This is a genomic window from Enterobacter ludwigii (assembly GCF_001750725.1).
GTDB classification, from domain to species: Bacteria; Pseudomonadota; Gammaproteobacteria; order Enterobacterales; family Enterobacteriaceae; genus Enterobacter; species Enterobacter ludwigii.
Map to the genome: position 1 here is coordinate 2,206,261 of NZ_CP017279.1, position 23,095 is coordinate 2,229,355.

Annotated in this window: 29 protein-coding genes; 6 read left to right on the plus strand and 23 right to left on the minus strand. The window is 54.8% G+C overall.

What is annotated here, in order from left to right; genetic code table 11:
- Genes BH714_RS10420 through flgB form a run of 7 tightly spaced genes read right to left on the minus strand, consistent with a single transcriptional unit; the run spans window position 1 to window position 5,102 of the window.
- Window positions 1–714, minus strand: a complete 714-nt coding sequence (locus BH714_RS10420) for a flagellar basal body L-ring protein FlgH (protein ID WP_025203773.1) — start codon at window positions 712–714, stop codon at window positions 1–3.
- 49 nt (window positions 715–763) lie between these two features.
- Window positions 764–1,546 carry a flagellar basal-body rod protein FlgG gene (flgG, locus tag BH714_RS10425; RefSeq protein ID WP_040017866.1) on the minus strand — a complete coding sequence of 261 codons (783 nt, stop codon included), beginning with the start codon at window positions 1,544–1,546 and terminating at the stop codon, window positions 764–766.
- A 21-nt stretch (window positions 1,547–1,567) separates the two neighbouring features.
- On the minus strand, window positions 1,568–2,305 hold the full coding sequence (locus tag BH714_RS10430) for a flagellar basal body rod protein FlgF (RefSeq protein WP_040017867.1): 738 nt from the start codon (window positions 2,303–2,305) through the stop codon (window positions 1,568–1,570).
- A 9-nt stretch (window positions 2,306–2,314) separates the two neighbouring features.
- On the minus strand, window positions 2,315–3,517 hold the full coding sequence (flgE, locus tag BH714_RS10435) for a flagellar hook protein FlgE (protein ID WP_040017868.1): 1,203 nt from the start codon (window positions 3,515–3,517) through the stop codon (window positions 2,315–2,317).
- 23 nt (window positions 3,518–3,540) lie between these two features.
- On the minus strand, window positions 3,541–4,248 hold the full coding sequence (locus tag BH714_RS10440) for a flagellar hook assembly protein FlgD (RefSeq protein ID WP_040017870.1): 708 nt from the start codon (window positions 4,246–4,248) through the stop codon (window positions 3,541–3,543).
- 8 nt (window positions 4,249–4,256) lie between these two features.
- Window positions 4,257–4,661 (minus strand): flagellar basal body rod protein FlgC, encoded by a 405-nt coding sequence (gene flgC, locus BH714_RS10445; protein WP_040017872.1) that lies wholly within the window; start codon window positions 4,659–4,661, stop codon window positions 4,257–4,259.
- Between the two features lie 6 nt (window positions 4,662–4,667).
- Window positions 4,668–5,102, minus strand: coding sequence for a flagellar basal body rod protein FlgB (gene flgB, locus BH714_RS10450; RefSeq protein ID WP_040017877.1), 435 nt, complete (start codon window positions 5,100–5,102; stop codon window positions 4,668–4,670).
- A gap of 225 nt (window positions 5,103–5,327) precedes the next feature.
- On the opposite strand from flgB, the gene flgA reads away from it, so the two are divergent.
- The 3 genes from flgA (at window position 5,328) to BH714_RS10465 (ending at window position 6,859) form a co-directional block, all read left to right on the plus strand.
- Window positions 5,328–6,026, plus strand: coding sequence for a flagellar basal body P-ring formation chaperone FlgA (gene flgA / locus BH714_RS10455; protein ID WP_040017879.1), 699 nt, complete (start codon window positions 5,328–5,330; stop codon window positions 6,024–6,026).
- A 72-nt stretch (window positions 6,027–6,098) separates the two neighbouring features.
- Window positions 6,099–6,398 carry a flagellar biosynthesis anti-sigma factor FlgM gene (gene flgM, locus BH714_RS10460; RefSeq protein ID WP_025203765.1) on the plus strand — a complete coding sequence of 100 codons (300 nt, stop codon included), beginning with the start codon at window positions 6,099–6,101 and terminating at the stop codon, window positions 6,396–6,398.
- Between the two features lie 17 nt (window positions 6,399–6,415).
- Entirely contained in the window at window positions 6,416–6,859 is a 444-nt protein-coding gene (locus BH714_RS10465; protein WP_040017880.1) for a flagella synthesis protein FlgN, read from the plus strand.
- A gap of 132 nt (window positions 6,860–6,991) precedes the next feature.
- On the opposite strand, the gene BH714_RS10470 is transcribed toward BH714_RS10465, so the two are convergent.
- The 3 genes from BH714_RS10470 to fliD are packed head-to-tail and all read right to left on the minus strand — an operon-like array spanning window position 6,992 to window position 9,227.
- On the minus strand, window positions 6,992–7,312 hold the full coding sequence (locus BH714_RS10470) for a flagellar protein FliT (RefSeq protein WP_040017882.1): 321 nt from the start codon (window positions 7,310–7,312) through the stop codon (window positions 6,992–6,994).
- A complete protein-coding gene (gene fliS, locus BH714_RS10475; RefSeq protein ID WP_025203762.1) occupies window positions 7,305–7,712 on the minus strand; it encodes a flagellar export chaperone FliS in 408 nt (135 codons plus the stop codon). Before fliS ends, BH714_RS10470 begins: the two co-directional genes overlap by 8 nt.
- A gap of 45 nt (window positions 7,713–7,757) precedes the next feature.
- Window positions 7,758–9,227, minus strand: a complete 1,470-nt coding sequence (gene fliD / locus BH714_RS10480) for a flagellar filament capping protein FliD (RefSeq protein ID WP_040017884.1) — start codon at window positions 9,225–9,227, stop codon at window positions 7,758–7,760.
- A gap of 303 nt (window positions 9,228–9,530) precedes the next feature.
- On the opposite strand from fliD, the gene BH714_RS10485 reads away from it, so the two are divergent.
- The gene (locus BH714_RS10485) at window positions 9,531–11,039 is read left to right on the plus strand and encodes a flagellin N-terminal helical domain-containing protein (protein WP_040017885.1); all 1,509 of its coding nucleotides are present in this window, start codon (window positions 9,531–9,533) and stop codon (window positions 11,037–11,039) included.
- Window positions 11,040–11,227: 188 nt separating this feature from the next.
- Here the strand turns inward: BH714_RS10485 and BH714_RS10490 are convergent, their stop codons facing one another.
- From BH714_RS10490 to BH714_RS10505, 4 genes are all read right to left on the minus strand, one after another.
- Complete coding sequence (locus tag BH714_RS10490) at window positions 11,228–11,545, minus strand: hypothetical protein (RefSeq protein ID WP_418251704.1); 318 nt, start codon at window positions 11,543–11,545, stop codon at window positions 11,228–11,230.
- Between the two features lie 386 nt (window positions 11,546–11,931).
- Window positions 11,932–13,827: a methyl-accepting chemotaxis protein gene (locus BH714_RS10495; RefSeq protein ID WP_040017886.1), complete on the minus strand. Its 1,896-nt coding sequence runs from the start codon at window positions 13,825–13,827 to the stop codon at window positions 11,932–11,934.
- Between the two features lie 52 nt (window positions 13,828–13,879).
- Window positions 13,880–15,043, minus strand: a complete 1,164-nt coding sequence (locus tag BH714_RS10500; protein ID WP_040017887.1) for a PDC sensor domain-containing protein — start codon at window positions 15,041–15,043, stop codon at window positions 13,880–13,882.
- A gap of 113 nt (window positions 15,044–15,156) precedes the next feature.
- A complete protein-coding gene (locus BH714_RS10505; RefSeq protein WP_040017889.1) occupies window positions 15,157–15,648 on the minus strand; it encodes a DoxX family protein in 492 nt (163 codons plus the stop codon).
- A 451-nt stretch (window positions 15,649–16,099) separates the two neighbouring features.
- Here BH714_RS10505 and BH714_RS10510 point away from each other — a divergent pair, with 451 nt between their 5' ends.
- Together BH714_RS10510 and BH714_RS10515 are read left to right on the plus strand one after the other, a co-directional pair.
- Window positions 16,100–16,906, plus strand: a complete 807-nt coding sequence (locus BH714_RS10510; protein WP_040017891.1) for a winged helix-turn-helix domain-containing protein — start codon at window positions 16,100–16,102, stop codon at window positions 16,904–16,906.
- Window positions 16,872–17,396: a hypothetical protein gene (locus BH714_RS10515; protein ID WP_049866880.1), complete on the plus strand. Its 525-nt coding sequence runs from the start codon at window positions 16,872–16,874 to the stop codon at window positions 17,394–17,396. The genes BH714_RS10510 and BH714_RS10515 overlap by 35 nt, the downstream gene beginning before the upstream one ends.
- Before the next feature lie 5 nt (window positions 17,397–17,401).
- Here the strand turns inward: BH714_RS10515 and fliR are convergent, their stop codons facing one another.
- From fliR to fliJ, 9 genes are all read right to left on the minus strand, one after another.
- Complete coding sequence (fliR, locus tag BH714_RS10520) at window positions 17,402–18,181, minus strand: flagellar biosynthetic protein FliR (RefSeq protein WP_040017892.1); 780 nt, start codon at window positions 18,179–18,181, stop codon at window positions 17,402–17,404.
- Window positions 18,181–18,450: a flagellar biosynthesis protein FliQ gene (gene fliQ / locus BH714_RS10525; RefSeq protein WP_025203752.1), complete on the minus strand. Its 270-nt coding sequence runs from the start codon at window positions 18,448–18,450 to the stop codon at window positions 18,181–18,183. The genes fliR and fliQ overlap by 1 nt, the downstream gene beginning before the upstream one ends.
- A gap of 9 nt (window positions 18,451–18,459) precedes the next feature.
- Window positions 18,460–19,200, minus strand: a complete 741-nt coding sequence (gene fliP, locus BH714_RS10530) for a flagellar type III secretion system pore protein FliP (protein WP_040017894.1) — start codon at window positions 19,198–19,200, stop codon at window positions 18,460–18,462.
- A complete protein-coding gene (gene fliO, locus BH714_RS10535) occupies window positions 19,197–19,568 on the minus strand; it encodes a flagellar biosynthetic protein FliO (protein WP_040017895.1) in 372 nt (123 codons plus the stop codon). Before fliO ends, fliP begins: the two co-directional genes overlap by 4 nt.
- A complete protein-coding gene (gene fliN, locus BH714_RS10540) occupies window positions 19,568–19,951 on the minus strand; it encodes a flagellar motor switch protein FliN (protein WP_025203749.1) in 384 nt (127 codons plus the stop codon). Before fliN ends, fliO begins: the two co-directional genes overlap by 1 nt.
- A gap of 7 nt (window positions 19,952–19,958) precedes the next feature.
- On the minus strand, window positions 19,959–20,951 hold the full coding sequence (gene fliM, locus BH714_RS10545) for a flagellar motor switch protein FliM (protein WP_040017897.1): 993 nt from the start codon (window positions 20,949–20,951) through the stop codon (window positions 19,959–19,961).
- Between the two features lie 5 nt (window positions 20,952–20,956).
- Window positions 20,957–21,463, minus strand: a complete 507-nt coding sequence (locus BH714_RS10550; protein ID WP_025203747.1) for a flagellar basal body-associated FliL family protein — start codon at window positions 21,461–21,463, stop codon at window positions 20,957–20,959.
- A gap of 129 nt (window positions 21,464–21,592) precedes the next feature.
- On the minus strand, window positions 21,593–22,642 hold the full coding sequence (locus BH714_RS10555) for a flagellar hook-length control protein FliK (protein WP_040017898.1): 1,050 nt from the start codon (window positions 22,640–22,642) through the stop codon (window positions 21,593–21,595).
- A complete protein-coding gene (gene fliJ, locus BH714_RS10560; RefSeq protein ID WP_040017899.1) occupies window positions 22,639–23,088 on the minus strand; it encodes a flagellar export protein FliJ in 450 nt (149 codons plus the stop codon). The genes BH714_RS10555 and fliJ overlap by 4 nt, the downstream gene beginning before the upstream one ends.
- Window positions 23,089–23,095: the final 7 nt, after the last annotated feature.

A 23,095-nucleotide genomic window follows, 5' to 3' on the forward strand; every position in this document is an offset into this window, starting at 1 on the left:
TCAGAATGGAGAAAGGTTCAGGAACAGGCGCTGCAGCCAGCCCATGTTCTGCGCTTCGTTGATGTAGCCGTTGCCGACATACTCGATCCGCGCGTCCGCCACCTGGGTGGAGGGCACGGTATTCCCGCCACTGATAAACCGCGGATTCACCACGCCGGAAAAACGGATAAATTCCGTGCCCTGGTTAATGGCGATCTGCTTTTCGCCCACCACACGCAGGTTACCGTTAGGCAGAAGCTCGTTTACGGTCACGGTGATCGTCCCGGTAAAGGTGTTTCGCGCCGCGGCGCCGCCCTTGCCGGAAAAATCATTTTTGCCTTCGGCTTCAAAATCCGCTTTGCCGTCACCCAGCCAGCTGTTGAGCTTTGTGGGTACCGCGATAAGCCCCATCCCGGCCGATCCATTACGGTTGGCACTGGCGGAGGAACTTTTGCTGGCGCTCACGTTCTCCTGCAGCAGGATCGTCAGCGTATCGCCTACGTTACGCGGGCGACGGTCTTCGAACATCGGCTGATAGCCGTAGTTCATGCCCTGCCCCGCCTGAAACAGCGAGCCGCCGGTCGCTGCCGGTGCCATCGGTAATGGTGTTGCCGTCGTCGGACCTTCAACGAGCTTGTTTTGCATAATGTGCGCGCAGCCGCTCAACAGCAGCACGCTCGCCGCCAGTGCGCAACGACGCGCGACGACAGGGGTATTCATTAAGAGTGTTTTCATTTCAGTGTCGATAAAATATCTGGCCGCTCGCGCGGCCAGAAAGAGGACATTACAGCTGGGAAAGACGCTGCAGCATCTGGTCCGATGCTGAAACCGCTTTGCTGTTGATTTCGTAGGCGCGCTGCACCTGAATCATCGTCACCAGCTCTTCCGCCACGTTGACGTTGGAGGTTTCCACATAGCTCTGCTTCAGCGTGCCCGCGCTTTCCATGCCTGGGTTTAGTTCATTCGGCGCGCCGGAAGACTGGGTCTCTTTGTAGAGATTGCCGCCGATGCTTTCGAGCCCCGCGTTGTTGACGAAGGTGGTCAGCGTCAGCTGGCCGATCTGTTGCTCTTCAGCCTGACCGGGCACTTTCACGCTGACGATACCGTCGCTGCCAATCGTTAGCTTTTGCGCATCCTGAGGAATAACGATGCCCGGCTGGATCGGATAACCTTCTGCATTCGTTAACTGCCCGTCAGGGCTTTTGCCAAAATGCCCATCGCGGGTGTAGGCGGTGCTGCCGTCTGGCATCTGCACCTGGAAGAAACCTTCCCCTTCGATAGCCACGTCATACTCGTCACCGGTCGAGTTCATTCCCCCCTGAGTGTGTACCCGCTGGGTGGAAACAGGACGCACGCCGGTACCCAGTTGCAGACCACTCGGCAGGGTGTTCTGCTCGGTGGACTGGGCGCCAGGCTGGCGCATGTTCTGATAGAGCAGATCCTGGAACACGGCGCGCTGGCGCTTAAAGCCGTTGGTATTGACGTTCGCCAGGTTGTTGGAAATAACGTCCATATTGAGCTGCTGTGCTTCCAGCCCGGTTTTCGCGATCCATAAAGAACGAATCATGTTGTGACTCCTTGCGCGAATTTAGCTCACGCTTAATAGCTGGTTAGCCTTCTGGGCATTTTCGTCGGCGGTGCGGATGACCTTCATGTTCATGTCAAAGCCACGGGAGTTGGCGATCATCTGGGTCATCGCGTGCACCGGACTGACGTTGCTGCCTTCGATGGCTTCCGGCGTCAGGCGCAGGGTTTCATCCTGTGCCAGCACATCGCCCGCGGCTGACCGAAACAGACCGTCGTCGCCGTGCTGCAGGGCATTGATTTCCGCGTTGACCAGCTTAATGCGCCCGACAGGGACCAGAGCCGTGGGGTCATCGCCCATACCGAGCGCGGAGACGGTGCCGTCCGTACCGATAGTGATATGTGACTGCGGCGGCACTTCCAGCGGGCCGCCATCACCCATTAGCGGACGGCCGTTGACGCTGAGCGCTCCGTCTTGATCCACCTCGATTGCGCCGTTGCGGGTATAACCTTCGCTGCCGTCATCCAGCGCCACCGCCAGCCAGCCATTTTGCGGCAGTGCCACGTCCAGGCTGCGTCCGGTATGGGTGATGGGCCCCATGGTGGTGTCGTGAAAGGGGGTGGATTCCGCCACCAGCGCGCGCGTACGCAGGGTTTCGCCTTCGATGGGTACCGAGCGAAACGCGGCAAGCTGAGAGCGGAAACCGGCGGTAGAGCTGTTCGCCAGATTATTTGAGGTGACCGCCTGGCGGTTGAGCGCCGCGTTGGCGGCACTCATGGCGGTATAGATAGCGCGATCCATCACTCAGCCTTAACGCAGGTTAACCAGCGTCTGCAGGATCTCAGACTGGGTTTTGATGGTTTGCGAGTTGGACTGGTAGTTACGCTGGTAGACGATCATGTTGACCATCTCGTCGCCCAGGTTCACGTTGGAGGACTCCAGCATACCGCCATCGATATCTCCGAAGCTGCCGGTGCCCGATGTTCCCAGAAACGGCTGGCCGGACTGCACGGTTTCCGCCCACAGGTTGTTGCCCTGCTGCTCAAGGCCGCCCGCGTTAGCAAAGTCTGCCAGCACCACCTGCGCGACGGTCTGACGCTTGCCGTTACCGTAGATGGCAATCACTTCGCCCGTGTCACTGACCTGATAAGTATTAAATTTACCCGGAGCCTGACCGTCAATTTCGTCAAGCATCACCTGGGTATCGCTGGCGTTTTGGGTAATATCCAGATCAAGCGTCAGATCCAGCGCCGCTGAGCCGTTGTAAGCCGCCCCTTTGACGTTCAATGTCACCGGCGCGGTAAGTTTGCCATCGGTCCCAAACCTAAGCGTCTGCACACTCCACTCCTCCGCCCCCGCGCCCGGTGCGGTAGAATCCTGGGCATGTGCCTGCCACTCACCTTCCGCGGTATGCACGTAGTAGACCTTAATTGCATGCTTATTACCCAGGCTGTCGGTGGCGGTGACTTCACTGACATAGTTGTAGGTGTCTGCATTGTCAGGATCAAAGACCGGTGTCGCGGGGATAATTTTATCATCAGACTTCAGGTTGCCGGTCACGGAGCCTGCGGTTGACGCTGCTGGCGGCATGTCGTCCTTTGGAATGCGGATCGGCCCCACCTGCGCGCCCGGGTTGATCACCCCGTCCGTCGCCTGGTAGCCGGTTAAAAACATCCCGTTGGTTTTGTTGACGATAAAGCCATTCTGGTCTTGCTCAAACTGACCGTTACGGCCATAGAACACGCTGCCCGCCTGATCGACCATGCGGAAAAAGCCGCGACCGGAAATCCCCATATCCAGCGGGGAGGCGCCGTTCATTAGCCCGCCGTCGCCCATATTCTGGTTGACGCCCGCAACCTGCACCCCCATCCCGGTCGAACCGGCAAAGATATCGGCGAAGGAGACGGAGCCTGCTTTAAACCCTACGGTCTGGGAGTTGGCAATATTGTTACCCACGACATCCAGCGCTTTTGCTGCGGCACTCAGACCGCTAAGACCTTGTGAAAAACCCATAATTAATTTCCAGAAAGTAATGACTATTTTTGAATGACAACAACCTGGCCCATGCCGATCGGATCGTTGTTCACCAGATGCAGAATCGGCCCGTTCGGATCCATCGTGACGCCCTGCACCTGGTCCGGTACCAGACCAACCACTTCCGGTTTTTCCCCCTCAGGGTTGCTGGCTTCAAAGGAGAGGGTGTATTCCCTGTCATGCGGCGGCCCCGGCTCCGGCTTGAAGTTTTCCAGGTCGTCGAGGTTGTAGGTATTAATCCCCTTCTTCACATTTTTCAGCTCTGCGGTATACGCCTTGTCGCCGTCGTGCAGGGTGACGGTCACCGTTTCGGCATCACCCGCTAATACGAAGTGGAAGTCGTCCGAGCCGCCAGGACGATCCGCACCGACCTGATGAATACCAATGCCCTCTGGCTCGCCGAAGGAGACCTTCGCCTCCCCTTCAATCAGCACGCTGCGCCCTACCCAGGAGGAGGCGCTCATGCTACCGAGCTGAACCATCATCGCCTGCACACCCGCCACGGAGCTGTTAAGTTTCTCCACACCCGCAGTCATGTTGATCTGCGCCAGCTGCGAGGTGAGCTGGTTGTTATCCATCGGGTTGGTGGGATCCTGATTTTTCATCTGCGCGACCAGCAGGGTCATAAACTGATTCGACAGATCTGCCGCGCTGTTGCCGCTACCAATGCCACTTGAGCCGTCGTTGTTGTTAATTGAAGAGACCGCCATATGCGTCCTTACTGACCAAGAGTTAATGTTTTCAGCAGCAGACTTTTGGCGGAGTTCATCACTTCCACGTTGGCCTGGTAGCTGCGGGAAGCCGAAATGGTGTTGACCATCTCGTTCATGACGTTAACGTTCGGCATGCGGACATAGCCCTGCTCGTCGGCCAGCGGATTGCCCGGCTCGTAGACCAGACGATCCGGTGCGCTGCTTTCCACCACGTCACTCACCTCAACGCCGCCGATCTCCTGCCCGACAGCGTTGTCGACACGGAAAACCACCTGACGGGCGCGATACGGCTGGCCGTCTGGCCCCGCCACGCTGTCAGCGTTCGCCATGTTACTGGCGCTGACGTTGAGGCGTCGGGACTGGGCAGCCATTGCCGATCCCGAAATATCAAATACGCTAAAAAGCGACATCGTTTATTACCCCTGACTTAATACTGTCATCATTTTCTTAATATCCGCGCCCAGGAAGGTCAGGCTCGACTGGTATTTCATGGCGTTATCCGCGAAATTCACACGCTCACGATCCATATCCACGGTATTACCATCGGCGCTCGGCTGATCCGGCACGCGATAAAGCAGTTGACTGTCATCAAAAGGCTTTGCTTTCGCTTCAATATGCCGCTGAGACGTCAACGAAAGTGAGACCGGTGATTTGGCCATCGAATTATTTTCCATGGCCTGTTTTAACTGCCCGGTAAAATCGATATCTCGCGCCTGATAGCCTGGCGTATCCGCATTTGCAATATTCGACGCCAGAATATCCTGACGGCGCGACAGCAAACCTAATGCCTGCTGCTGAAAGCGAAAGGCGTCATCGAGTTTATTCATAACGATAGAGTTCCTGCTTCGCATTATTTAAACTGCGTTAGTGTAGTCACCGTGGGTGAAATATCACACTGCAAAGACCCGACACAAATAGGCGCATTTAGGGAAATAGAACGAGCCAGAGAAAAGTTAAAACAATGATTAATTTAATTACCGCCAAAGATGTCACTATTTAATTCAATAAAACCCCTCGCGGAACGTATATAATTTATCCACTTTTTTATTATCATCCCGCTCTATAAAGGCAATACGATGAAGTTGCGATTATTCAGCCCGACAGTAGCCGTTTTACTGTGTTCGGCCTCCGCCCTCGCCAGCGTTCCGTCAACCCAAACGGCAAAACAGCGCCTGTTGCTCAAGCTAGATGCCTTGATTCAGCAACCCGAATCGGGGCCTGATATCGTCCGCACGGTTTCGCTGCTCGCCACCCCCGCGCAGCTGGAGGCCGTCTGCGATAACCCGGAACTGAGCCTGGTCGGGCGTGACAGTCGCCTTACCGGCAAACGCACCGTGCTGGCGCAGTGTGGGCCTCGTCGCCACTTCCTTCCCGTGCGCCTCAGTGCTCAGGGCACATGGTGGATTGCCAGTCAGAGTCTGCCAGGCGGGGCCATTGTTCAGCGCAGCGATATTGAGCCCGTCACTGGCAATCTTGACCACCAGCCCGCCGGCCTGATCTTCAATCCCGATGAGATCGTGGGCCAGCGCCTGACGCGCGCTGTTGTCGCCGGCAAACCGCTGCTGGAAAGCCAGCTCCGACAGCAATGGCGGCTGCGCGCCGGGCAAACGGTAGACCTGGTCACCACCGGCTCCGGCTTTCGTATTCGCAGCCAGGGAAAGGCGTTAAACAACGCGGCGGTGGATGAGACGCTGAAAGTGAAAACAGCTGGCGGGCGCACCGTGAGCGGAAAAGTCGATTCGTCAGGACAGGTCATCATTATTTCACAACAATAAATTTTAGGTTTTTTGTGAATCACCGATGAAAGAAGTATCAGTCACATAAAATCATTATCTGTGAGGACAATTATGAGCATCTCCAGCAGCCAGAACACTGCGCCGATTACGAAAATCGCGCCCACTCAGGATTTGCGCGCGCGCATTCACCCTCAGGACGGCGACGTGTCAGCTAACGTGACGCAGCCGCGTCAGGATGACAAAACCGACGTCACCCTGACCACACTGACGAAAAAGATCCAGAACGATGACAGCCGCGATATTGACTACGCGCGCGTCGAGGCGATCCGCACCGCGCTGGCGACAGGGTCGCTGCGCATAGAGCCTGAGAAAATTGCGCAGGCCATGGTGCAGGATATCTTTCAGTTTTAACCGCAAGCAGGACCGTTATGGACAAGCTTTATCCCATTCTCACGCAAATGAAAACGTCTCTGGATGAACTGGAGGCGATCATGATTGAAGAGGTCAATCAGCTCAACCGTGCGCAGATAAACCCGGTTTCTCTGCAGGTGCTGGCAGATAATAAAAATCAGCTTCTGACGACCATTCAATATTATGACGACATGCGCCGCCAGCAGGAGCAGCACAGTGCCACGCAGGCCCCCTACCCTGGCCACGGAAAACTGTTCTCGAGCTGGCAGCAGGTCAATGAAAAAGTGCGCAACACGAAAGCGCTCAATCAACAGGTGGAATCGCTGCTGCAGAGTCATATGAAGAAAAACCAGCACATTCAAAAAGCGATTGACCACGTAGGGCGCAGCAGTTCGCTTTACGGCCCGGCGGGGGAATCCAGCCAGGTTTCTGGCGGCCACAAATACAACATAAGCATCTGACCCATTCTGTCTGCGTTGTCCTCTTTGCTCGCCTCTGGCGAGCTTTTTTTTATCCGGGAAGCAGGAACAGATGACCCTCCCCCAAAGGAGGGGAAGGCCATCCGTGCATGTTTTTTGAAACAAAGAGAGGAATTAAACCGCGGTATACGCTTTCGCCGAGGCGCTGGATTTACGCATGGTGGACAGTTCGGTGCCAAGCGTGGAGAGGCGGTCCTGAATGGCACGCGAGAGGCGTGCATCGACATCCAGCAACTGCCCCAGCTGCCCCACCACCTGCTGTTTATTGTGTTGTGCCAGCTGGGTCAAATCGATTTCACACAGCGTTCTCATGCCGATGGAATAGGCCGCCGACTCCTCTACAAATGCGTCCCACTCACCGTCTTCGGCCTGTCGCAGGAGCGTCGCATTGCTCACCAGCATCTGCTCAATAAGTGACAGTACTGCGTTATCCATGTTTCACCTGCTTGTTTTCCGGGTTGATGGCCTGCCAGGTTTCCTGCATCTCCGTCATCAGCGAAATCAGATGCGGCAGATTTTCACCGGATTTGTTGAGATTCGCCTCCAGCAGCGTGCGCGAAATATATTCGTACAGGCTCTCCAGCTCGGCGGCAATCTGCCCGCCCTTTTCGTGGTCCAGCCCGGCACGCAGGCCGTTGTCGATAATGTTAATCGCGCGGGAGATCATCTCCCCACGGCGAGCAATATTGCCGGACTGAAAGTAGATTTCCGCCCGGCGCATGGCGTTGATGGCACCGTCATACAGCAAGACAATCAGTTGATGCGGTGTGGCGCCCGCAATCTGGCTGTCCAGCGAGACAGCGGTATAGGCGTTATAGCCATTATTGGTGTACATCGTAAAATCCTGCCGGGCAGCGCGCTGCCCGGATTATGATAAAAATTAAATCAACCCTGCCAGCGAACCCTGTAGCTGACTGCTCATGTTGTTCATATCGCTTATCACCTTGTCGAGACGCTGAAACTCTTTTTCCTTGCGCGCCATAGCCTCTTCAATACGCCGTTCCATAGCCGTGATTTGTTTGCCGATACGTTTATCCTGCTCTCGCAGCGACTCAAGGGCGGTTTCGATCACGCCCTCTTTTTTGGTGATGGCGTCTTTATCCCCGAGGTAGGTATCAAAAATACCCTCCATGCGATCTTTGATACCCTCTTTTCCGTCTTTGCCCAGGAACAGCGCTTCCACCGCTTTAGGGTTGTCTTTCAGCGCCGCATCCAGCTTTTTGGTATCAATCGACAACTCCCCCAGATTCCCGCCACGCTCGTCGCCAATCTTGCCATCAAACTTCACGGTAATACCGATACTGCCGAGCGACTGTATAACGGCATCGGCATCGGGATAGTTCCCCCCCACGGTCGCTTTAAGCTGGCTGGTGAGGCGGCGAAGCGAGCCATCGCTGAAGAGCGCGCCGTTGGTAGTTGCGGGAGCCGTTGACTGGCTGTCGCGATCCGGGGCGGTATATTTGGTGGCACTGGCGACGGTGCTGAGGTAGCTGTTGTAATTCTTTACGAACTCCTCAATCAGCGTTTTCACTTTTGAGGTGTCTTCGGTGATGGTGAGAGATTCGGTTTTGTAGCTCTGCGGGTCGTCTGCGGGGAGTCCAGGGTCCTTCAATTCGGAGACTTCTCGTAGTTCCAGCGTCACACCGGTGATCATATCGTTGATGGTGTTTGAACTGCGGGTAACGAGTTTTCCGTTCAGAACAAGTTCGGCATTCTGCGATTCGGTTTCAACGTCCGCACCTTCGAGCTTCTTCTTAAAATCAATATCAGTGCTCGTCACGTTGATAGTCATATCACCGGCCTCACCGGTTTTTTTCGAGGTCAGCACCAGCTTATGCTTCCCGTCCTCGAGGGTGATTACTTCCGCAACCACATCACCTTTCTGCTCATTAATTTTTTTTGCAATCTGGTCGAGAGAGGTTTCATCCTGCGCTAAATCCACCTCCAGCGGTTTTTCACCCTCGTTCAGGGTGATTGTCACCTTCGCACTCGCCTTACCCATCGGTTTATCACGCGTGTCATTCTCAACCGCCAACTGATGCGCTTTCGCCAGCTGTTTTACGGCAACAGAATAGCTGTTAGGGATCGCCCCGCTGCCTGCCGTGGCCTTAAAGGTTTTATTGTCGCTGACGCTGACGCCGTTGAACCCTTCGTCCTCAAGCTTGCCGAGATTGTCCTTCATCGTACTCAACGCGCTGGAGATAGACCCCCAGGCGGAAATCTGCCCCTGAAAGGTGCTTTGCTTTTGCAAATAGGGGTTCAGCTTTTGGCTAATACCCTCACGCTCCACCGCCAGCCACTGGTCGAACGGCAGGTTAGAACCAACGCCTAAGAAATTGGTTGATGCCATAATAAAATGTTCCTCTTGAAATAGGTTAGCCTGTCACTATTCCTATCGGGTAATAGAGACGTAAGTTTAATTTTTCATTTATACGTCAACAATGATTACCCTTCCCCAGAACAGAAGTGCGGGCTTATTACGCCATTGCGTTGAGCTATTTGTGTAATTGGAAACAGATATGCGTGCATTTCTTTGGTTTATAAAAAATCTAAAAAAATAATTTAGTCATTTTTATTTCCCCCGATGAATTCAGTATGCGCATCAACGAACGCATAGCACATACAGTTATTATCACTTAAAAGGATATAAACAATGGCACAGGTCATTAATACCAACGCATTGAGCCTGATGGCTCAGAACAACCTGAACAAATCCCAGTCTTCTCTGGGCACCGCTATTCAGCGCCTCTCTTCCGGTATGCGTATCAACAGCGCAAAAGACGATGCGGCAGGCCTGGCGATTTCTAACCGCTTCACCTCTTCCATCCGCGGTATGACTCAGGCGGCGCGTAACGCCAACGACGGTATCTCCCTGGCGCAGACCACCGAAGGCGCGCTGGAAGAAGTGACCGAAAACATGCAGCGTATCCGCGAACTGACCGTGCAGGCGAAAAACGGTACCAACTCCGCCAGCGACCTGGACTCCATCAAGAAAGAGATCGGTACCCGTCTGGAAGAGATCAGCCGTGTGGCAGACGTGACCAACTTCAACGGCGTGAAAGTGTTTGACGGTTCTAAAGAAAAAATCACCATCCAGATCGGTGATAAAGATGCTGATACCATCGACATTAAACTGAACAAACTGGACATGGAAACTCTGGGTCTGGACGAGTTCCTGGACGACTTTGCGGGTATTGGTATTACCGTGAATGGTGCTGGTACGCTAAGTAGTCAGTTTAAAGAAAAAGGTGCCCTAGCTCCGGTAGACAAGACATTTAAAGCCGCCGATTTGGGTCTTGATCCAACAGCTCCAGATTATAAACTGGTCACAGCCGATCGCGATGCCATTATCGCAGCAGCAGATCAGGTTGGTGATAAAACTACAGCAACAGTATTGACGTACCAGGAAGACGGTAACACGCGTTTCTTCGTGAAAGGCGCTGACGGGATACAAGAAATTACGACCAGCTTCAAGGTCACTACAGGGACGCCTGATAAAGTTGAATTCGCTTCCACTCCTGCAGCTGGGGATAAGCTCAGCGCTGCAGATGCCGACATGCTGGAGTTCGGCCCAACAGCACTGAAAGACACTGACACCAAACGCATTAAAGCGGGTGATTCTGTCAACGTAGGCGGAAATCCTGTTACCCTCGATGCTGCTGCACTGGATGCAATTTCTGTTGCCGCGTTTGGTGACGATGCCAAAACTGCGGGAATGCGTATGTATTCCGTGGCTGGAGCACCGCCAGATACATTCTATGCTATCAATAGCGCAGGCGAAGTTAAACAGTTTGCTCTTGATGCGGCAGGTGTTGTAACTGGCGCTGTTACGGACGCCCGTCCTGCTGATGCCGAGTTCATCACCAAAGAATCTAGCCGTCTGGCTGCTGAAGACCTGCTGGAACGCCTCGATGATTCTCTGACTCAGGTTGCCGACTTCCGTGCCGACCTGGGTGCCGTTCAAAACCGCTTTAGCTCCATCATTGCGAACCTGAACACCAACATCATTAACACCACCGAAGCGCGTTCTCGTATTCAGGACGCTGACTTCTCCGTGGAAGTGTCCGCCATGAGCCGTGCCAACATCCTGCAGCAGGCTGGCGTGTCCGTACTGGCCCAGGCCAACCAGGTTCCGCAGAACGTACTGTCCCTGCTGCGTTAATCTGCGTAACCACCTCAAACACTTACGCGCATCTCCTCCATGCGCGGTTGCCCTCCCTGGTGGAGGGCTTTTTTTATTCTATAAACGCTACGCCTTCTTGCGTGCGTATCCAGCGCGGGAACTTCAGTCGTTCGGCAAAATAGCCGGTCAGGTCATAGAGTAAATCCATCATCACCCGTGCGCTATTGTCAGAGAGCCCCCCCCAGCAGCTGTTGGGTAATCACTTCGCAGTAGTGGCAAAGCTGATCGGTTTCCGGGTTAAATTCCGGGTACGTTACGGGTTCACTGTCTACAGTCAAAAAGTCTACCAGATGGGGCGGAACCGGATCGGTTAGCGTCGGTTTAAGTAGGGCCAGACAGGCGCCTAAGCGACCGCATAATGCTGCTTTTACGACGGGATCGCGCTCTTCCAACAGCGCATCGCAAAAGCGCTCGCAGTGGTCGGCAAGATCGGTGAAATCGGTGTGGTGGTCGAACGGGGTGGTGAAGAGATGATGTAAAGCCATAGCGTAACCTCCAGAAAACAGTATGCGTTGTCCCCAGTGCATTTTTCAGGAGGTCAATCCCGACGCCAGTTGTGGCTGACGTGAGCACACCTTACGCCCGGCGATAAGGGATGAACAGAGGGTCATTAGGGAGAAATTTAATCTTGCGAGGCGTCTTGAGAAAAGCGAAAAAATGGGATGAAAAGCATGAAGTCTGGCGCTGTATTTTCCCCCTCACCCCAGCCCTCTCCCTCAAGGGAGAGGGAGTAATCTGTGCCAGGCTGTACTTCCCCCCCAAGGGAGAGGGGGAGTCTGTGCCAGGGTGTACTTCCCCCCCCAAGGGAGAGGGGGTATTCGGTGCAGTTCGTCGGCCGGGCAAGCGCAGCGCCGCCCGGCAAAAACGAAAATTAAACGTTAAACCGCTTCACCACGCTTTCCAGCTCCATGGACTGCTCTTCCATCGCTTTCGCCGCCGACGACAGTTCCGCTACCAGTGTCGTATTCTGCTGGGTCGCCCCTTCGAGCTGGCAAACCGCGACGTTGACCTGTTCGATACCCGCACGCTGTTCGCGGCTGGCGGTCTTGACCTCTTCCATCAGGGTGGAGACCTCCCCCACGGACGTTACCAGCGCATTCATCGTCTCTCCGGCATCCTGCACCAGGCGACTGCCGTCCTGTACGCCGCTCACGGCCTCGTTGATCAGCTCGCGGATCTCCTTCGCGGAGCTGGAGGAACGTAAGGCGAGGTTACGGACTTCTGTTGCCACCACGGCAAACCCGCGTCCCTGCTCACCGGCACGCGCGGCCTCCACCGCCGCATTCAGCGCCAGAATATTGGTCTGGTAGGCGATACCGTCAATCACGCCGACAATATCCGCCACCCGCGCTGAAGACGATTCAATATGGCCCATTTTGTCCACCGCCGCGTTCATTAGCGCTGCGCCGCGCCGGGCAATTCCTGCCGCCTGCGTCGCCAGCCTGTCGGCATGCTCCGCGTTATCCGCATTGTTGGCCACGATACCGGCTATCTCCTCCATCGACGCTGCCGTTTGCGTGAGCGAAGCAGACTGCTCTTCGGTACGCGACGAAAGCGACAGGTTGCCGTCGGCAATCTGGTGCGACGCCGCGGCAATGGTCCGAGTGCTGGCCCCGACCTGTTGCAAAAGTCCCTGGAGATAATTCATAAACGTGTTCACGTGGGTGGCAATCGCGTTCAGCTCCTGTGTACCGCTCTCAGGAAGACGGCGCGTCAAATCGGCACCGCCAGCAGAGAGCGCAGCGAGACGCTCTCCCACCCCCTGAAGATTACGCATCAGGATGCGAACGCTCAGGAGCAGTACGCCAGCCAGCAGAAGCAGAAGCGGGATCTGCACCATCGCCAGACGCACTAAAATATCGCGGGTCTGCTTGCTTAGCACGCTGCTCCGGGTATCGGTCGCCACAAACCACGGACTGCCGGCAATCGGATAGAGAAAGATGGTGTGTTCGCCATCCTCAGCGTCATAGGTTTGCTCACTGTGACCGTCCACCTGCCGGCTTAACATCGCCTGCAGCAGGGCAATCTCTTTGCCGGGGATCTCGCTGATGTTTTTCAGCGCCGGCGTATTATCCGTTGCACGGCTGTAAGCCACAATTTTGCCGCTGGCCTCTACAATCAGCACGCCACCTTCCAGAGGTTCAGCCATTTTACGGGCAAGCTGATTGAAGAAGCCCAGCGTGACGTCAAGCGTCGCCACTCCCCATAGCTGGCCATCACGATAAATGGGCATCGCGCAGTTGGTGCGCGGCTGAGGACTCGCCGCATCCATATAGGCCTCAGCCCAGGCGCATTGTCCTTTCGCCGCGCGCATCCCCGCCTTAAACCACGGCTGCTGCCAGTAGGCCGGGGCATCAGGCTGATTCCAGGTGGTATTCAGACGCAGCGTTTTTTGCGCGTCGCGGGCAAAGAAGGTGCTGTACTTTTCGACACCAGGCTCTCGCTTCCCCGGCAGCGGCCACACGCCGCCGCCAAAGAGAGTGGCATCGCCGTACTGATCAACCAGCGCAGGGAGCAAACGATCGATATCCGCGCTATCCAGCCGCGAGACGGCTTCAGTAATAGTGCGCTGCTGCGCCTCTACGCGAGACATCAGTTGCGTAATGGCGGCAGCCTGCTCACCAATCTCATGGTGGACGCGCCGGTATTCGTTTTTCAGCAATTGGGGGGCGACAAAATTCAGCACGACCCAGACGGTGAGTGCCGTAAGCAATAAAAAGAAAGCAGAGACCAGTAAGAAGGCTCTACTTTGAAGTGACGTAAACATAAATAACAACTCTAAAAGAAAAAATTTAAGGTGGAATTATTGATGGCGAGGATTAGCCCTTCACCCGCTGCGTTAACGCATTCGCCACCGTATACACTTCTTCAATCAACACGCTGTTGTTATGCGCAACGGATGGCACACCGCTTTGTGCCTGCATCATCGCATCGTCAATTAAGGCTCTGAGCTCTTTCGAAGAGCGCGCGCAACGGCTGGCTAGATTGCGTGACTCCACAGCAAAAACACTCTCTTCATTATCCATCGAGTAGCTGTAGGCCCGGCTGGCAAGCTGTACCAGCGTGCCGCTGCTGTTGGCAATGTTCAGAGCAGCATCATTCAACGCCCCCATCGCCTGGACGACATGGGTCGCACTTTCGCTCAGCGTTGCCAGGGTATTCGCATTGGCCTCAGGGACCCGCAGCAAACGCTCATTTTCCTGGGCAATGGTCATGGCAGCGCGTGCAATCACATTCACCTGCTCGCCGATATCTTTCATCAGCGGTGGTAAATGCGCTCCCTGATCGCTTTTTAACTGTGCGGGGAGTTCTTCATTCAGACGAGAAAGATGAAGGTTGAGGCTTCGCAGCAGCGTAAGCGTAGACACCAGCAGCAGGGCCGCCAGCGGCCAGGGCTTGTGCAGGAGAATCCCAGGTCGTTCCCCCATGCGACGGGTGGGTACGTCAATGGCCAGCTGCCACGGCGTATCAGCAATTGGCACGACCACCAGCGTATGTTCACCGCTGGCGCTACGAAAACGGGTATGTCGCAACCCCTCTCCGGACTGAGCCAGAAGCGAACGTAGCGGCACTGCCATCGGCAGGTCGGTATCGTTAAGGGATTGCACATTGGGCGCCCCTGCGGCATCACCAATAATGCGTCCCGTATCCTCCACCATCCAGGCCCGGCCCCCCAGACGCTCGCCCATCTCTTTAACCAGCGCATTGAAGAACTGACGATGGCTCCCCGCCTCTTCCGCCACGTCGGTTTCCCCCGGAGGCCCCTTGTCCATGGCGAAGCTTTTCAGGGTCACGACACTTTCGGTCACCGTGCGCTGCTGTGCTTCAACACGATCGAGCTGTTCACGTAACTGGGTCGCGAGGGTATCAACCTGCGTGCGCAGGCGCTGCCCTTCGGTGCGGATAAACCAGGGCATAATGCCGGTCTGCACCAGAATCAGGAGTGTAATAAAGATAATGATCAGTATGACTGTGAAAACCATGTATTTAGCGCCTGTACGTTAAACGGCAGCACGACGCTGCCTCAACAGGGCTATTTTATTATGCGGGGGTCAGGAAATATGCTCTTCAAACCGTTGATAACAGCGCATTCCTGTTATCCATCGATAAAAATAATTTTGCGCACACTCTGCCAGCGCTTAACCAGCCAGCCATCGACGCTATAGCAGGTTCCGCCCAGGCTCATCAGTACCAGCCCCAGAACGATATAAAGCGCTTCTGGCAGGTAAAAGAGCCAGCTCAGCCAGGCTATCAGGTTAAGCCCCGGTGGAATAGTGTAAATACCAATCGTGACCAGTGCGACGCTGCTGATTATCATCAGCGTCAGTGCACTAAAACGGGTGAATAAACCCAGCGTTAACAGCAACCCCATAAAACATTCAAGAAATGCCACGACCACCGCCATCACCGCAGGAAAAGGAATACCGGCATCGTGCAGGGTATCCAGCATCAGCAACTGGTTCTCAGGAACAAATAACTTATTAAACCCGGCCGTAAAGAAAAAGACCCCCATCACCAGGCGGCAAATAAAGACCGGCAACATCGCAGAGGTATCTGACGTCTGTAAACAACGCGTGAGAGTGAACATTAGCCTTCCTTGTAAAATATTTACTGTTTAATAAATTCAATGACATGTGTTTACAACAGTATAAATTGATGGTCTTCTTGCGCAACCATTCCCATACACTCTTCCCTACAATTAATAATCTTTGTCATATTAATTTTTATTAACTCAAGACATTTATTACCTCTCTCCAGCTAAGCCTTGCGCCTGGCGGCCTGAGCGCACCAAAGGTAAGCAATTGGTTTTAATATGATTAAAATTAAATTCACTTCACCAGACAATTAGCAAGGTTATTTTACCACCGATTAATAACCTTAAAGTGGGTATGGCTGTTATTACTTAGTGGTTGCAAAAAAATGAAGTACGACATAAAAAGCATGTCGCTCTGACCACTCGCTAGCAATAAAGTGGAATCATTACTATTAATTACAATAGCCAACAGCGATACCCATTACACCAGAAGAATCAAATAACTATGCTCAATTACATCGCGATTGGAACAGGCGTGACGCTGGATCTTCAGACGCGCACGCTTGCCCGCACGGACCGGGAAGCCAACGTCACGCTCCCCCAAAGCGCCTGCCTGTGCCTCGCCGCCATGGCGGAAGCACAGGGCGAGGTGCTGTCTCAGGAACAGCTGATGGATATAGGCTGGCGCAGCGCTGGCGTGGAAGTCACAGAAAACAGTGTGCGAGTGATGATAACAAAACTTCGCCGCGCATTTGCCCAGCTTGAGGTGCACGAAACAGTCACCCTCGTCGCCGTGACGCGCAGCGGTTACCGGCTGGTCGTACGGGAAAACGGTGCGGAACAACCTGCACCAGACGCGAAGTCACCTGTGCTGCTCGCCGAAACAGACACGACAACACCCCCAACCGTTACCCCTGCCCTACCGCGCGCACGTCAATCCATTACGCTTGCTGTGGGTGTCACCCTCGCCGGTCTGTTCGCGGGCGTGGGCCTGGCTATTTTACTGCGAAACCTTTTCTTCTTTAGCCCAATCCCTGTGCATTTTGTCCCGTGGAATGGACCCGGCATACCGCCTGGTGCGGAAGTGCTGGTTCAGCAGAGCGACCAGAACAAACAAGCGCTTATTGAAGCCACGCTGCAAACCTATAAGCAACACGTGCTGGACAGACGCGCAGATGAACAATCTGCCCCGGTGCTTTACGTCACGACCGGCTCAGAAAAAATGAGCAAGTTCCAGGGGCTGATTGCCTGTCAACAACGCTTAAAGGACTCAGGGAATGACTGTGAATCGTTCTATTTTCGCCTCTACTAAATTCAGGCTCGCGCTGCTGTTCACCGCTGGCGCGTTAGTGGGACTTGGCGGGAAAGTATTTTACGGGATTTATTATTCGCCGTTTAAATCCACGTGCGTCGCGCCAACCTCCTATTACACCATTGAGGACGCTAACAATGCGACACTGGTACGCGGGATATATCGTTCGTATCGCGACAGTCTCTTTAGCGGGCACACCACCTATATTGGCAGTCTTAGCCACTTTAAGGAGGGTAAGCTGGCAGGACGACCCACGGCGATACACCGTGAAGTGCGTTTTGACACGGATGTGGAAGGGAAACGCATCCACCTGACGGTCACGAGCCAGCACCGCAAGCTGGGGGATCAGAGTAGCGATCGGGAAGTCAAAGACTATGTCTACCCGCATATAGACCGGGGAGAGGTTGCAACCAGCACCATCTATATGCTGGATAATAAAGTGCTGGCCAGTGGTACCGAATCCGTTGCCCGTATCGTCTGCACCAACTGACGCCGCTACACCAGCGCCTGAATCAGCTGTGCCACGTGCTCAAACCCTGTCGCCATCAGACGCTCAAAGAACGGTGCCAGGGTTTGCGCGAGTAAAAACAGCGCCAGCATGCCGAAGGTCAGCGTTAGCGGGAAGCCAATCACAAAAATGGAGAGTTGCGGCGTCAGGCGGTTTAATAGCCCGAGAACGAAGTTGATGCACAGCAGCAGCGAAACGATCGGCAGGCCGAGCATCAGCCCCTGGCTGAAGATCAGCCCGGCGTGCGTCACCAGGTACAGAAAACCCCCGGCGTGCAGTGGCGTGGCGTTGACTGGCAGGGTCTCGAACGTTTCGGCGAGCATCGCCAAAAGCCAGAGATGACCGTTAAAGACCAGAAACAGCAGCGTCACCAGTAAATTGAGAAAGCGCGAAATAACCGGGCTGTTCCCCGCTCCGGGATCAAAGAAGGTGGCGAACGATAAGCCCATTTGCATACCGATGATTTCACCCGACATGCGTACGGCAGCGAACAGCAGCTGAAGCGTGAGCCCCATTGCGGCACCAATAATCACCTGCTTTGCCAGCACCCACACGCCTTCCCAGGAGTACAGACCCACCTGCGCATCGGGCAGCGCCCCCCCGATCAGGATGGCAATCAGCAGTGCCAGACACGCACGCAGCCGCGCGCTGATCGCTTTTTCGCTGAATACTGGCGCAACGTGCAGCAGCGCACCAATGCGCACCATGATAAAAAAGTAGTGGCTGACCAGCCCGTAAAGCTGATCGAGGGGAAGTCCAAAGGCCATCAGCCGATCACATAAGGAATGCTGGCGAACACTGCGCGGGTATATTCAATAAAGATTTTCATCATCCACGGGCCGAGCGCCACCGCGATCCCGACAATCATCAGGATTTTCGGAATGAACGTCATGGTCATTTCATTGACCTGCGTCGCGGCCTGCAAAATGCTGATAATCAGGCCGGTGACCAGCGCCGCGACCAGCAACGGGCCTGATACCATCAGCCCCACCTTGATGGCCTGCATGCCAATCACCATGACACTTTCAGGGGTCATCTGGGTCTCCTAACTGTAAAAGCTCTGGGCAAGCGATCCCACCAGCAGCTGCCAGCCATCCACCAGCACAAACAGCATCAGCTTGAACGGCAGCGCAATCGTGGTCGGCGGAACCATCATCATCCCCAGCGCCATCAGAATGCTGGCGACCACCAGATCGATAATCAGGAACGGAATAAAAATGGTGAAGCCTATCTGAAATGCCGTTTTTAGCTCGCTGGTGATAAACGCCGGGATCAGAATGCTCAACGGCACCTCTTCAGGGGAAGCGATGTCCGGTGCTTTCGCAATCCGGGCAAACATCGCCAGATCGCTTTCACGGGTCTGATCGAGCATAAAGGCCTTCAGCGGCTTAACCCCTTCCGTCAGCGCCACCTCCATGGTGATTTTGTTTTCCTGCAGCGGCTGCCAGGCCTTTTCATAGATCTGGCTAAACACAGGCGACATCACAAAGAAGGTCAAAAAGAGCGATAGCCCCACCAGCACCTGGTTTGGCGGTGCGGTGGGGGTGCCGAGGGCGCTGCGCATTAATCCCAGTACGATGATGATGCGGGTAAAGCCGGTCATCATCAGCAGGACAGCCGGGATAAAGGTAAAGCCGCTCAGCAGCAGAAGGGTTTGCACCGGCAGCGTCCAGCCGCCCTCACCCGTGGGTTGACCAAGGGTGATATCGGCATTGGCCGCCGTCGCACAGGCAGCGGGCAGTAGCAGACCGGTAGCCAGCAACAGGCGTAACGCAACGGGATTCACCGATCACCTCCCTGACGATACGTCTGGCGCAGCTTTTCCAGCATCAGCGGAAATGTTGCCGCCGGCGCCGTTGTCTGCGGAGCATTTTCCGGACGCGGCTGCGTCGTGAGACACGCAATCTGCGAGGCGGTAACGCCCAGCACCAGGCGCTGCTCGCCCACATCCACCACGACCAGCCGCTCTCGCGGCCCCAGCGACTGCGTTGCCACCAGAGTTATCGTGCCCTGAGCCGGGTTCAGACGACGCGTCAGTCCACTGCGGCGGACGGCCCAGGCCAGTACGACCATCAGCAGGACAATCAGGGCCAGCGCGCCGGTTACCGTCATCAGTACCGAGCCAGTGGCCGGGAGGGAATCTGTTGCGTTCATTAGCGGCTCAGGCGATGCATGCGCTCAGACGGGGTTATAATATCCGTGATACGGATACCGAATTTATCGGAAACCACCACCACTTCACCCTGCGCAATCAGATAACCGTTGATCAAGATATCCAGCGGTTCACCCGCCAGCCCGTCCAGCGAGACCACCGAGCCCTGGCTTAAGCGCAGCAGCTCTTTGATGGTCATCTTGGTGCGTCCCAGCTCAACGGTCATTTTTACCGGGATATCCAGGATCAGGTTCATCTCATCAGAAAATTGTGGTGCACCCATTGTGTCGGTAATTCCCGCAGCGTGCTGTTCGGTCATGGCCTCACCCCAAAGATTATCAATGGACTGATCGTCAGAACCCGATGAGGTGTTCATGTCGCTCATGGGGAAATTACTCCTTGTTTAATGATAGTAATGAAGGCTGAATCATCTGCTCGACCTTCAGGGCATATTGATTATTTACGGCACCGTATCTAGCCGTGAAGACCGGCACGCCACCCACGCTGGCTTCGATCAGCTCCTGTTTATCCAGGCCGATGATGTCGCCTTTCTTCATCTGCATGACGTTCGACAGCCGGGTGCCGATATCCGCGAAGCGCGCCGCAAGTTCGAGCTCCGTTTCGCGCATCTGGCTTGCGAGCATGCCGCGCCAGTGGGTATCTTCATGCCGGGAATTGTCCATCGGCGGATTACTCAGCAGCTCGCGCAGCGGCTCGATGGTGCTGAAGGGAATACAGATATTGAACTCCCCCCGGTGCGAGCCAATCTCCACTGAAAACGGCGTGGTCACCACCACATCGTTTGGCGATGAGGTGATATTGGTGAATTTCACCTGAATTTCAGAACGGATATATTCCGTTTTGATTTTATAGATAGAGCTCCAGGCAAATTCATACGCCTCACGCGCCATCGACAACATGCGGTGGATCACGCGCTGCTCGGTGGGGGTGAATTCGCGTCCATCCGCTTTTGTTGGAAAGCGTCCGTCGCCACCAAACAGGTTATCCACGGCCATAAACACCAGGCCCGGTGAAAATGCCATCAGCGAGGTTCCGCGCAGCGGGTTAAGGTGCAGCAGGTTCAGGTTTGTCGGCACCGGCAGGTTACGGGCAAACTCGTGATACGGCTGAATCTTGATATTTCCCGCCGTAATATCCGGGCTACGGCGCAGCAAATTAAACAACCCCATCCGAAACTGACGGGCAAAACGTTCGTTTATAATTTCCAGCGAATGCAGACGTTCACGAATAACACGACGCTGGGTATGCGGATCGTACGGTTTTATGCCGCCATCGCTCCGGCTGTTATGCAGCTCACTGCTGCTCTCTGCATCTGCGTTCAGCAGCCGGTCGATCTCATCCTGGGATAAAAAGCTGTCAGCCATAATAATTACCGCAGAATAAATTCATTAATGAGCACGTCAGTGACGCGAATGGACTGGTTAAACGCCAGCGGTTTATTTAGCTCGTTTTGAATCGTTGTAATCAGATGGCGTTTTCCTTCATCCGTGGCTAAATCTTCATACGTCTGATGGGTCAGCAACATAAATATTCGGCTACGGTATTCCGGTAAATATTTTTCCAGCACAGTAAGCGACTTCTGTTCTGCCACACGAATAGACAGCCCCAGATATAAAACACGATCCGATTCGTTTGCCGTCGGTTTCAGGCTCACGGTAAAGGTATTCATCGAGGCATACAGAGGCTCAACGGGCACTGGTGCTGGCGGCTCTTTAACCGCGCCTTCCACTGCCACATCTGCGGGTTTCGCGAATTTCATTTCCCAGAACAGGTAGCCGGAAATTCCGCACGCCGCAACGGCAGTCAAAAACAGGAACGTCATCAGAAGCGAACGAGAACCTCCGCCGCTGGCGACCTTTTTATTTTTATTACTCATCGAACGTACACCTGATAAATAAGAGAAGGTAGCTCGCTACCCTCAGTTCAATATGGCCGTTATTGTAGTCCATTTGATCACCCTGATAATCAGGCGATAAAATTTCATTCATGAACGTAATTCAACACTTCAGGCGAAAGTATTTATTCCGTATATATTGCCCGGTGTGGTTGTTAACAGTGTTGGGACGATTTCGGTATCAGCCTGCTCATCTTCGCCTTCATGCTGATGTGCATGCTCACCCTGCGCCGTCTCGCCGCGTTCACCTGTCGCGCCCTGGCCGTCCGCGCTGACGTTTGCCTGGCCCAGCTGGATACCCGAATCCGCCATGGCTGCACGCAGTTGCGGCATGGCCTGCTCCATCGCCTGACGAACATGCGCATGATCGCTGACGATATGGATCTGCGCCTGGTCGTGCTGCATACGTAATGAAATATGCAGCGCGCCCAGTTCTTCCGGATGCAGACGGATCTCCGCACTGTGCAGGCCGTTGCGACTAAACAGCGCAATATGCTGGCTAACAGACTGCTTCCACTCTGGCGTCTCGGGTGGATGGTTGACGGTCACCACCTGCTGTGGCGCATGGGCGACACTGGTACGCACTGCGGCAGGGAGCGGTGCAGCGTTGGGAACAGACGCGAACTCAGGCGCTACCGCAACGTCATTCGTAACGGGAATGGGTTGTGAAAGCGGCGCAGCACTGTTTGCGGCTGGCGTTTTGTCAGTAGCCACCAGCGCTGTCGGCGCAGCAGCACTTTGTGCAGCGGGCTTATCACCGGACACCGTCGCCACCGGTTTAGCTGAATCAGGCCGCGCGGGCATCTCACTCCCGCTCACACTGCGCATAACCAGTTGCTGTAACTGCCACAATGGATTCTCTTCGCTCTCGCCATCACCCGACATCGCACCCGCCAGAACGTCTGTTATCTGTGGGTTCGCTGCCAGTAACTCACCGTCGACTGCGGGGAGGTCGGTCATTGTCTGCCTGAGCGTCTCCTGCAACTGTCCTTCTACCGGTAACGCTGCCGCCAGCGCCTGAGGATCGAGACCGGGAAATACCTGGATCAGTTCCGTCAGTTTGTCATCCATCGCAAGGCTAAAACCTTCATCAGCAACCCTTCCCGCCTTTGGTTTACCCTGCGTTCCACCCAATAGCAGGGTGGCGATATCAATATTCATAGTCTCTCTCTTTTCTGTCCGGCACGCTGGGCAAATTCATCCATCAGCTTTTGTTCATGCCGGCTTTCAACAAGCGCCTGCGCCGTCGCGCGACGGTCAATAAGGGTTTCAAATGCGTTCAGACGTTGTTTGTTTTGCATCCAGTTCTGTTTGACCTGGTCCACCGCCTTTTCACAGGCGTTAACGTGACCTTCCTGCTGTCTGACGACCTGTTTCAGCGATAAAATAAACGACTGATGATTCACCAGATCCGCCACCGACATGCCGTTGCCCATCATTCCCTGGCGCAGGGATTGCTGGTATTCCCGCTCGTAATTCTGCAATTGCTCATGCTGAACCACCGCTTGCTGTAGCTGCTGCTGAACGCCACCCAACGCGCGGGTGGTTTCCGTCAGCGTCTCTTGCGCCATGTCGCGCAGCAGAGCCATGGGATTATTAACGTTCATTCGCTCT

Coding starts and splice junctions, on each gene's coding strand:
- BH714_RS10420 (WP_025203773.1), bottom strand. CDS start 714: ATGAAAACACTCTTAATGAATACCCCTGTCGTCGCGCGTCGTTGCGCA.
- flgG (WP_040017866.1), bottom strand. CDS start 1,546: ATGATTCGTTCTTTATGGATCGCGAAAACCGGGCTGGAAGCACAGCAG.
- BH714_RS10430 (WP_040017867.1), bottom strand. CDS start 2,305: ATGGATCGCGCTATCTATACCGCCATGAGTGCCGCCAACGCGGCGCTC.
- flgE (WP_040017868.1), bottom strand. CDS start 3,517: ATGGGTTTTTCACAAGGTCTTAGCGGTCTGAGTGCCGCAGCAAAAGCG.
- BH714_RS10440 (WP_040017870.1), bottom strand. CDS start 4,248: ATGGCGGTCTCTTCAATTAACAACAACGACGGCTCAAGTGGCATTGGT.
- flgC (WP_040017872.1), bottom strand. CDS start 4,661: ATGTCGCTTTTTAGCGTATTTGATATTTCGGGATCGGCAATGGCTGCC.
- flgB (WP_040017877.1), bottom strand. CDS start 5,102: ATGCGAAGCAGGAACTCTATCGTTATGAATAAACTCGATGACGCCTTT.
- flgA (WP_040017879.1), top strand. CDS start 5,328: ATGAAGTTGCGATTATTCAGCCCGACAGTAGCCGTTTTACTGTGTTCG.
- flgM (WP_025203765.1), top strand. CDS start 6,099: ATGAGCATCTCCAGCAGCCAGAACACTGCGCCGATTACGAAAATCGCG.
- BH714_RS10465 (WP_040017880.1), top strand. CDS start 6,416: ATGGACAAGCTTTATCCCATTCTCACGCAAATGAAAACGTCTCTGGAT.
- BH714_RS10470 (WP_040017882.1), bottom strand. CDS start 7,312: ATGGATAACGCAGTACTGTCACTTATTGAGCAGATGCTGGTGAGCAAT.
- fliS (WP_025203762.1), bottom strand. CDS start 7,712: ATGTACACCAATAATGGCTATAACGCCTATACCGCTGTCTCGCTGGAC.
- fliD (WP_040017884.1), bottom strand. CDS start 9,227: ATGGCATCAACCAATTTCTTAGGCGTTGGTTCTAACCTGCCGTTCGAC.
- BH714_RS10485 (WP_040017885.1), top strand. CDS start 9,531: ATGGCACAGGTCATTAATACCAACGCATTGAGCCTGATGGCTCAGAAC.
- BH714_RS10490 (WP_418251704.1), bottom strand. CDS start 11,545: ATGGCTTTACATCATCTCTTCACCACCCCGTTCGACCACCACACCGAT.
- BH714_RS10495 (WP_040017886.1), bottom strand. CDS start 13,827: ATGTTTACGTCACTTCAAAGTAGAGCCTTCTTACTGGTCTCTGCTTTC.
- BH714_RS10500 (WP_040017887.1), bottom strand. CDS start 15,043: ATGGTTTTCACAGTCATACTGATCATTATCTTTATTACACTCCTGATT.
- BH714_RS10505 (WP_040017889.1), bottom strand. CDS start 15,648: ATGTTCACTCTCACGCGTTGTTTACAGACGTCAGATACCTCTGCGATG.
- BH714_RS10510 (WP_040017891.1), top strand. CDS start 16,100: ATGCTCAATTACATCGCGATTGGAACAGGCGTGACGCTGGATCTTCAG.
- BH714_RS10515 (WP_049866880.1), top strand. CDS start 16,872: ATGACTGTGAATCGTTCTATTTTCGCCTCTACTAAATTCAGGCTCGCG.
- fliR (WP_040017892.1), bottom strand. CDS start 18,181: ATGGCCTTTGGACTTCCCCTCGATCAGCTTTACGGGCTGGTCAGCCAC.
- fliQ (WP_025203752.1), bottom strand. CDS start 18,450: ATGACCCCTGAAAGTGTCATGGTGATTGGCATGCAGGCCATCAAGGTG.
- fliO (WP_040017895.1), bottom strand. CDS start 19,568: ATGAACGCAACAGATTCCCTCCCGGCCACTGGCTCGGTACTGATGACG.
- fliN (WP_025203749.1), bottom strand. CDS start 19,951: ATGAGCGACATGAACACCTCATCGGGTTCTGACGATCAGTCCATTGAT.
- fliM (WP_040017897.1), bottom strand. CDS start 20,951: ATGGCTGACAGCTTTTTATCCCAGGATGAGATCGACCGGCTGCTGAAC.
- BH714_RS10550 (WP_025203747.1), bottom strand. CDS start 21,463: ATGAGTAATAAAAATAAAAAGGTCGCCAGCGGCGGAGGTTCTCGTTCG.
- BH714_RS10555 (WP_040017898.1), bottom strand. CDS start 22,642: ATGAATATTGATATCGCCACCCTGCTATTGGGTGGAACGCAGGGTAAA.
- fliJ (WP_040017899.1), bottom strand. CDS start 23,088: ATGAACGTTAATAATCCCATGGCTCTGCTGCGCGACATGGCGCAAGAG.